This window comes from Roseateles sp. P5_E11, from assembly GCF_054049355.1.
The window spans coordinates 1-6,729 of the sequence record NZ_JBFUMO010000319.1; the positions used below are offsets into that span (position 1 = coordinate 1).

The 6,729-nt window shown below is 68.9% G+C and carries 8 protein-coding genes; all 8 read right to left on the reverse strand.

Features of this window, described 5'->3' with window-relative positions; all coding sequences use genetic code 11:
* Positions 1-696 (reverse strand): oligosaccharide flippase family protein (locus ACXJKR_RS20490; protein ID WP_457324380.1); only part of this gene is annotated, 696 nt, incomplete at its 3' end.
* The gene (locus tag ACXJKR_RS20495; RefSeq protein ID WP_457324381.1) at positions 696-1,664 is read right to left on the reverse strand and encodes a glycosyltransferase; all 969 of its coding nucleotides are present in this window, start codon (positions 1,662-1,664) and stop codon (positions 696-698) included. The genes ACXJKR_RS20495 and ACXJKR_RS20490, both read right to left, overlap by 1 nt.
* Positions 1,661-2,782 (reverse strand): glycosyltransferase, encoded by a 1,122-nt coding sequence (locus ACXJKR_RS20500; protein ID WP_457324382.1) that lies wholly within the window; start codon positions 2,780-2,782, stop codon positions 1,661-1,663. Before ACXJKR_RS20500 ends, ACXJKR_RS20495 begins: the two co-directional genes overlap by 4 nt.
* Positions 2,775-3,689: a glycosyltransferase family 2 protein gene (locus tag ACXJKR_RS20505; RefSeq protein WP_457324383.1), complete on the reverse strand. Its 915-nt coding sequence runs from the start codon at positions 3,687-3,689 to the stop codon at positions 2,775-2,777. The genes ACXJKR_RS20500 and ACXJKR_RS20505 overlap by 8 nt, the downstream gene beginning before the upstream one ends.
* A gap of 5 nt (positions 3,690-3,694) precedes the next feature.
* Positions 3,695-4,444, reverse strand: coding sequence for a tetratricopeptide repeat protein (locus ACXJKR_RS20510; protein ID WP_162247765.1), 750 nt, complete (start codon positions 4,442-4,444; stop codon positions 3,695-3,697).
* Positions 4,429-5,283, reverse strand: coding sequence for a hydrolase 1, exosortase A system-associated (locus ACXJKR_RS20515; RefSeq protein ID WP_457324384.1), 855 nt, complete (start codon positions 5,281-5,283; stop codon positions 4,429-4,431). The genes ACXJKR_RS20510 and ACXJKR_RS20515 overlap by 16 nt, the downstream gene beginning before the upstream one ends.
* Positions 5,280-6,089, reverse strand: coding sequence for a hydrolase 2, exosortase A system-associated (locus ACXJKR_RS20520; protein WP_457324385.1), 810 nt, complete (start codon positions 6,087-6,089; stop codon positions 5,280-5,282). The genes ACXJKR_RS20515 and ACXJKR_RS20520 overlap by 4 nt, the downstream gene beginning before the upstream one ends.
* The coding region (locus tag ACXJKR_RS20525) for a GNAT family N-acetyltransferase (RefSeq protein ID WP_457324386.1) at positions 6,086-6,729 on the reverse strand (644 nt) is incomplete at its 5' end. The genes ACXJKR_RS20520 and ACXJKR_RS20525, both read right to left, overlap by 4 nt.

The following is a 6,729-nucleotide window of genomic DNA, read 5'->3' on the forward strand; positions in this document are numbered from 1 at the left end:
CAGCTTGCCCACGGCCAGGTCGTTGATGTCCATGGACACCGAGGTGACGACATTGGCTGCCGTGACCGGGCCGCCGAAGCGCAGGATCTCGCGCCAGCGGTGCAGCTGTGGCCGGGCGAGCCGCCCCCAGGCGCCGGCCAGGCTGACACCCAGCGCGGTGATGAGGCTGGCCCCGACGTCGCCCCAGGCCAGGCTGGCCGCGCCCACGCCGGCCCAGGCCAGGCCCAGCGTCGTGAAGGTGCCGACGACGGCGGCGGCGACGTTGACGCGCATCAGCACGTCGAAACGCATGTCGCGCCGCAGCAGCGCGATCGAGATCGAGTTGAAGGGCAGGATCAGGAAGTTGATGGAGATGATGCGCACGATGTGCGTCAGGCTCGCGTCGCCATAGAACTCGCCGATCCACGGCGCCACGGCGTGGATGCCGGCAAACAGGCCGCCGCCGAGCAGCAGCGAGGTGCCTAGCGCGCTGCCGACATCCTCCGGGCCCAAGTCCTTGCGCTGGATCAGGTAGTTGGCAAGGCCGAAGTCGCGCACGACCTGGGCCATGCTGATCAGCGCCATCGACACCGAGTACAGGCCGATCTGTTGCGGCGTCAGCAGGCGTGCCAGCAGCGTGAACGACAGCAGCTGCAGGCCGATCAGCAGATAGCGTTCCAGGAAGGCGAAGCCGAGCGAGCGGCGGACCGTGTTCATCAATACAGGCCCTGCTTCTTCTGCGAGTGGCGTTCCACCCAGGCAGAGTAGGTCGCCGGAGACCAGTGCGACCGCCAGCGGCTGTCCACGCGACCCCAGCAGCGCAGCAGGCGCAGTTCGCGCGCAAAACGCTCGGCCACGGGTTCGCGCCGCAACGGCCCGAGCAGCCAGCCCAGGCCATCCTGCAGCAGCTGCAGGTATTGCCACAGCGGCACACCGGCGAACTCGTGGCTGCYGGGCGGCCACCAGGACGACAGACCCGCCTTGAAGGCCCAGCGGCGGAAATAGCGGCGCGTCAGCACGGCCGCGTCGACGGGCGCAGTGATGCACAGGGACGGCTCATAGGTCACCGCCTCGCCGCGCGCCTGGCAGCGCTGGCCGAATTCGAGGTCCATGTGCCGGAAGTGCAGTTCGGAGAACAGGCCGACGCGATCGAACAGCGCTGCGCGCGCCACCAGGTTGGCGCCGGCGGGCGCGTAGTCCGGCGTGGTCGGCGCGATGCGCTCAGGCCCGAGGTCGGCGCCGCCGACCACCGCGGCCATGCTGTCGTGATACCAGGCGGGCCGGCCACCGGGGGGCCATTGCAACTCGGTGCGTCCGCCGGCCAGGGCCGGGCCGCCGGCGCCGAAGACGGCGGCGATGTTCTCCAGCCAGTCCACGGGGAAGAGGATGTCGTCGTCGGTGAAGGCCAGCACATCGCAGCCCAGTTCGCGGGCGCGGCGGATGCCGGCGTTCAGCGCGAACTGCTTGCCCTGGCGGGGCTCGAACAGCACATGCAGGCGGCCCAGCGGCCAGCCCGGTTGCAGGGCCTGGAGTCGCGCCTGCGTGTCGTCGGTCGAGTTGTTGTCCACCACCAGCACTTCGACGGCCGTGTCGGCCGGCGCGTGCATGGCGCCGAGCGAGGCCAGCGTGGTCGCGAGCAGGGCGGCCCGGTTCCAGGTGCAGACGATGACGGCCAGCCGCTTCATCGCTGGGCGGCCACGCGGCGGTAAACCTCCAGATGGCGGCGCCAGCTCTCGCCCCAGCGAAAGCCCTGGGCCCAGGCGGCGGCACGGGCCGCCTTGTCGGCACGTGCCTCGGGAGGCAGCGTCGCGGCCTCGTGCAGCGCGGCGGCCCAGGCCGCCAGGTCCTCGGCCGGCACCAGCGTCGTCAACGGCCCGACCAGTTCGGCCAGGCTGCCCAGCGGGCTGAAGATGACGGGCGTGCCGGCGGCCTGGGCCTCGACGGCCGGGAAGCCGAAGCCCTCGTAGAGCGTCGGGTAGAGCACGGCGACGGCGTCGCGGTAGAGGGCCTGCAGTTCGGCGTCGGACAGGAACTCGGCAAACACGACCCGGCCCTGCAGCTCGTGGGGCAGGGCCTTGCGCGCGGCCTCGCGGGAGTCGGCGCCAAAGCCGCAGGCGACGAGTTTCAGCGTCGCATCGGGCTGGGCGGCCAGCGTCTGCAGGGCCCAGTCGAAGCGCTTGCGCTGCATCGGCCCACCGAGATAGACGGCGAAGCGCGCGCCGGCCAGGGCCGCCGTCAGCGTGGCCGGCAACGTGCTGATAGGGGGCTCGAAATAGGCCTCTTCAATGCCGTGCGGGATGACGGTCAGCTTGGCCTCGAGCTCGGGCCAGCGCGCCAGGATGTCGCGCCTGGACGACTCGCTGATCGTCACGACGGCCGCGCATCGCCGGAAGGCCGCCGGCATCAGCCGGTGCCAATACCAGTGCTGCCAGCGCGTGTCGGTCTCCATCTCCCAGGGGATGGTGTCGTGGATGGTGACGACGGCCGGGCAGGGCTGCCACCAGGCCATGGTGTTCTCGGCCCAGTGCAGCACGTCCAGGTGGTGCTGACCCGTGCGGCGCGGCATGCCGACCTGCTCCCACAGCGAGAAGCGGTCGCCGGGGAAGTCGAAGATGTCGGCCTGCACCTGTTGCTCGCGCGGCAGGTGCATGGGGCGGCGCGCGTCCTGCGCGAACAGCGTCCAGGCCACGCCGTCCTCGGGCCGGGCCTGGCTGCACATCTCGAGCAGGTATTTGCCCATGCCGCGCAGATGCGCGGTGTTGAGGCTGGTAGCGCTGATGCCGACCCGCRGGCGTTCAGTCATTCGGCACCCAGCGGCGGAACAGCGATTTGCCCATCTTGGTCAGCGTGTGGCCGCGATCGGGGCCGCTGCGCAGCAGGCCGGCAAAGGTCTTCAGGCCCAGCGACAGATCGCCCTTGGCGGTGTGCGCGTCGGCGAAATTGCACCAGCCCTTGTGCTGGAAGCGCCGCAGCGCGACGGGGTCCACGTCGTGCCCGGCTGGCGAACTCATGCCGAAGCGCCGGATCAGCTCGGCGCGCATCAGCTCGGTGGTGTTGGTGGCCGGGATGCGGCGCGACAGCGAGACGGGATGCTGGCGGTACAGCACGTAGGACTCGGCCAGGCGTATGAAGCGGTGCTGGGTGCTGGCGCGCACCAGGTATTCCCAGTCGTCAGTCTGCTGGTTGTCCGTCAGGAAGCCGCCCATGCGATCCCAGGCGCTGCGCCGCCAGATGACCGAGGAGGGCAGGGCGTAGTTGTCGAGCACCAGCACGGGGTAGATCCAGCCGGACCGCGACTCATCGATGGTGCCCTGCCGGGTTTGCCTGAAATAGTCGGGCCGGGGCTCGCCATGCCAGACGTCGAATGCCGAATAGCAGAAGTCGTGATCCGGCCTGGCCTGCAAGGCCTGCAGTTGCAGGCGCAGCTTTTCCGGGTGCCAGAGGTCGTCGGCATCCAGCAGCGCGACGAATTCCGAATCCGTTTCGGCCATGCCGCGATTGCGCGAGCGCGACATGCCGMGGTTTTCCTGCGAGATGACGCGCACGCGGGCGTCGTCCAGGGCGGCATTCGCGGCCGTTGCATCCTTGGAGCCGTCGTCGATGACGGTCACCTGCAGATCGGGGAAGGTCTGGCCGAGTGCCGAGCGGACGGTGTCGGCAATGAAGGCCTCGGCGTTGTAGGCAGGGATGACGATGTTGACGCGCGGCATGAGGCTCAGCGGGAGGTCTGCGAGGGAGTCGAGGCGGCCTGAGTGGCAGACGCAGCGGACGCGGCGGCGTCGGGGCCCTCGGTCGGCTCGGGATCCTTCCAGCGGCCGACCGAATTCAGTCGGTCGCGCAGCTCCGGCCTTGTCATGCCCATGGCCATGGCGCGGTGCGCCTGGGCCAATGCCTTGTCGTAGTCCTTCATGTCGAAATACAGCAAGCCCGCGTTGAATTGCGTCAGCGGGTTGTCGCCGGCCTGCTCCACCACGTAATCGAGAGACTTGCGCGCGTCGTCCATGCGATTGCGCCGGATCAGATAGCTCACGTAGAACATCCGGAACACCAGGTCGTTCGGTACGAAAGCCATGCCGCGGGCGTAATAGCACTCGACGGTCATGTCGGTGCCTTTGGCGGGATCCGATTTCTCCTTTTCCGCCAGGCGTTCGACGGACTGGATGGCGCGTGGATGGTTGGGAAATACCGCCAGCGTGTATCCGATGTCGTTGCCGAATGGGCCGGTAGCACCTCGGGTCAACGTCTCGACGCCATGCGTGAAATGCGCAATCTCGACGATGTAGCGCTGCGACTGGTGGGCCGTGCGGTAATCGAAGGGTCCATAGGTGTTGTGCGTTTCGCCACAGCCAGGCGGCGCCAGCGCCGGGCGCTGCATCTGCGCGGAAACCGGCAGCGTGGCCAGCGCAACGGTCAGGGCCAGCAGTGCTCGGCCGGCGCAGTTCATGGGGTTCAGATTGCTAGGCATCGCGTCCTCAACCAGTCCAAACAGATGCGACATTGGGAGTCCTGGTCCTGTATCGCCGAAAACGTGTGATCGGCCGTGGGCATGTCGTGCAGATCCAGCGTCGGGCGCACGAGCAGACCCTGCCAAGCCGCCGAGGACCGGGCAAAACCAACGAACTCCCGGGCAGTGTAGTCATCGCCACTGAGGATCAGCAGCACCGGTCCGTTGAAAGCGCGCAGGCCGGCGGCCATGCGATCCTGGAAGCTGCGCGAGTCGGTCTTGGGCTTGCCGGCGCCGCGGGCCAGGCGCAGGTTGCCGCCCAGGGTGCGCAACGCCGTCAGGCCCACGCCACCGCGCAGCAGCTTGAGCCAGAAGCCCTTCTCGCGCAGCCGGCGCCAGTAGTAGTGCTTGACATGGGTCTGCGCCAGCGTCGCGGCGGAGCGGGCCCAGGGATTGAGCAGGGCCACGCCGGCGACGCGCGGGTCGCCGGTCGATTCCAGGTAGAGCAGGGCGGCCGAGGCCGCGTCGCACAGGCCCCAAAGCACCACACGCTTGAGGGCCGGGCGGGCCGCCAGCAGCGCGGCGATGGCCGCGGCGATGTCGGCGTCGACGCTCAGGAAGTCGCGCGTCTCCCCGGGGCTGTCCCCCATGCTGCGGTAGTCGAAGCGCAGAGCGGCAACGCCGTGGTTCGCCAGATGCCGGGCCAGCAGCGTGAACTGGCGATGGCTTCCGACGCGGTACTGGGGGCCGCCGACGACGATGACCACGCCCACCTCGGCGGGTGCGGTGTTCGCCGGTTCGGCCAGGATGCCGATGAGGCGCTCGCCCTCGCAGTCGAAGTTCAGCACCGATTCCTTCATGACAAGGCCTCCGCGGTGCGGGCAATCAACTCGGGCGCCAGCTCGATCTCGCTGGTGGCCCAGAAGCCCGGCCCCTGCACGATCTGCGGGCGTACCGCCCAGCCGGCATCCTGCCAGGCCTTGATGGCCTGCTCGCTGACCGGCGTCAGCACGGCGTCCTCGCGGGTGCTGAGCTCCAGCCACTCGACCCGGCAGGGCGTGCCGGCGGGCGCGAGCTTGGCGGCTTCCAGCCCCAGGGCGAGTGGCGCGCCCAGCCGGTAGCCGGCGACCTCGACCGGGCGGCCCGCGGCCAGTTCGGTTTTCATCTGGTCCATCTGGCCCTTGTTCGCACCGTTGGCCATCTCGGCGGCCAGCTTCAGGCGCAGGAACTGCTGCAGTGCCAGCTTGCCGTTCGTCATCGGCTGCCAGAACAGGTAGTTCACCGGCCGGCCCCAGTCGGCGGCGGCAAGCAGGCAGCCGGCGCGCAGGCCCCAGATCCACAGCGGTGCCTGAACCGAGTCAGGCACGCGGGCATCCAGGCATTCCAGGCCCAGGCGCACATCGGCCTGCCAATCGGCCCAGCCCGCATCGCCAAAGTCGGCGGAGGAGTCGCCGCAGCCGCGCAGGTCGATCTGCAAGACCGCGTGGCCTGCCTGGGCCAGCGCGCGGCAGGCCAGGGTGGCCATGCGGCGCGACTTGTTCATCTCCTCGGCGAAGGGATGCAGATAGAGCACCCGGCTGCGTGGTGTACCTGCCGGTGCATGGAACAGGCACAGCCGCTGCTCGCCGCCGGCTGGCAGGAAGAAGGCGTCGATTGAGGCTTTCAAGCTGCGCGGGTCTTGCTGCGGTTGAGCCAGTCCTGCAGCGCCTTGAGCCAGGCCCACCGGTAGGCGGTCAGGTGGAAAAGCTGGCGGCTGTTGTCGGTCCAGCGCGTATGCCACTCCATCACGCGGCCAAAGAACTCGATGCGCTTGAAGCGGCCTTCGTCGAAAAGAGCTTTGAACTCCTCGGCGCGCATCAGCGTCGACGGGGACACCGCCTGGTGGGCCTGCTGATAGGCTGTCTTCAGGATCACCAGGCAGTCGTCCTGGTGCACGCACAAGTCCATCGCGACGACTTCGTCGCCGAACCAGTAGCGGTAGATCCGGGCCCGCCCGGCTGCTGCTGCGCTTTCCAACGCCTGGCGGTAGAAGTGCCCCTGGATGCCGTCCACGGAAATGGCGGTGCCGAGCTCGGCCTTCCAGCCGCTGCTTTCCAGCGTGCCGTACTGTTCGATGGCCAGCGCGACCGGTCCGGGCGTGTCGATCATCTCCAGCCGCGGCGTCACACCGGTGGCCTCGACCTTCTTCAGCTGCTTGCGGGTGTTCTGGCGCAGGTTCTTGCCGCGGCCCTCCCAGTAGGCCTCGAAACCGGTCTCGACGTCGACCCAGGCCGTGTCGATGTAGTGCTGGTGGCGCAGCCGCGCGC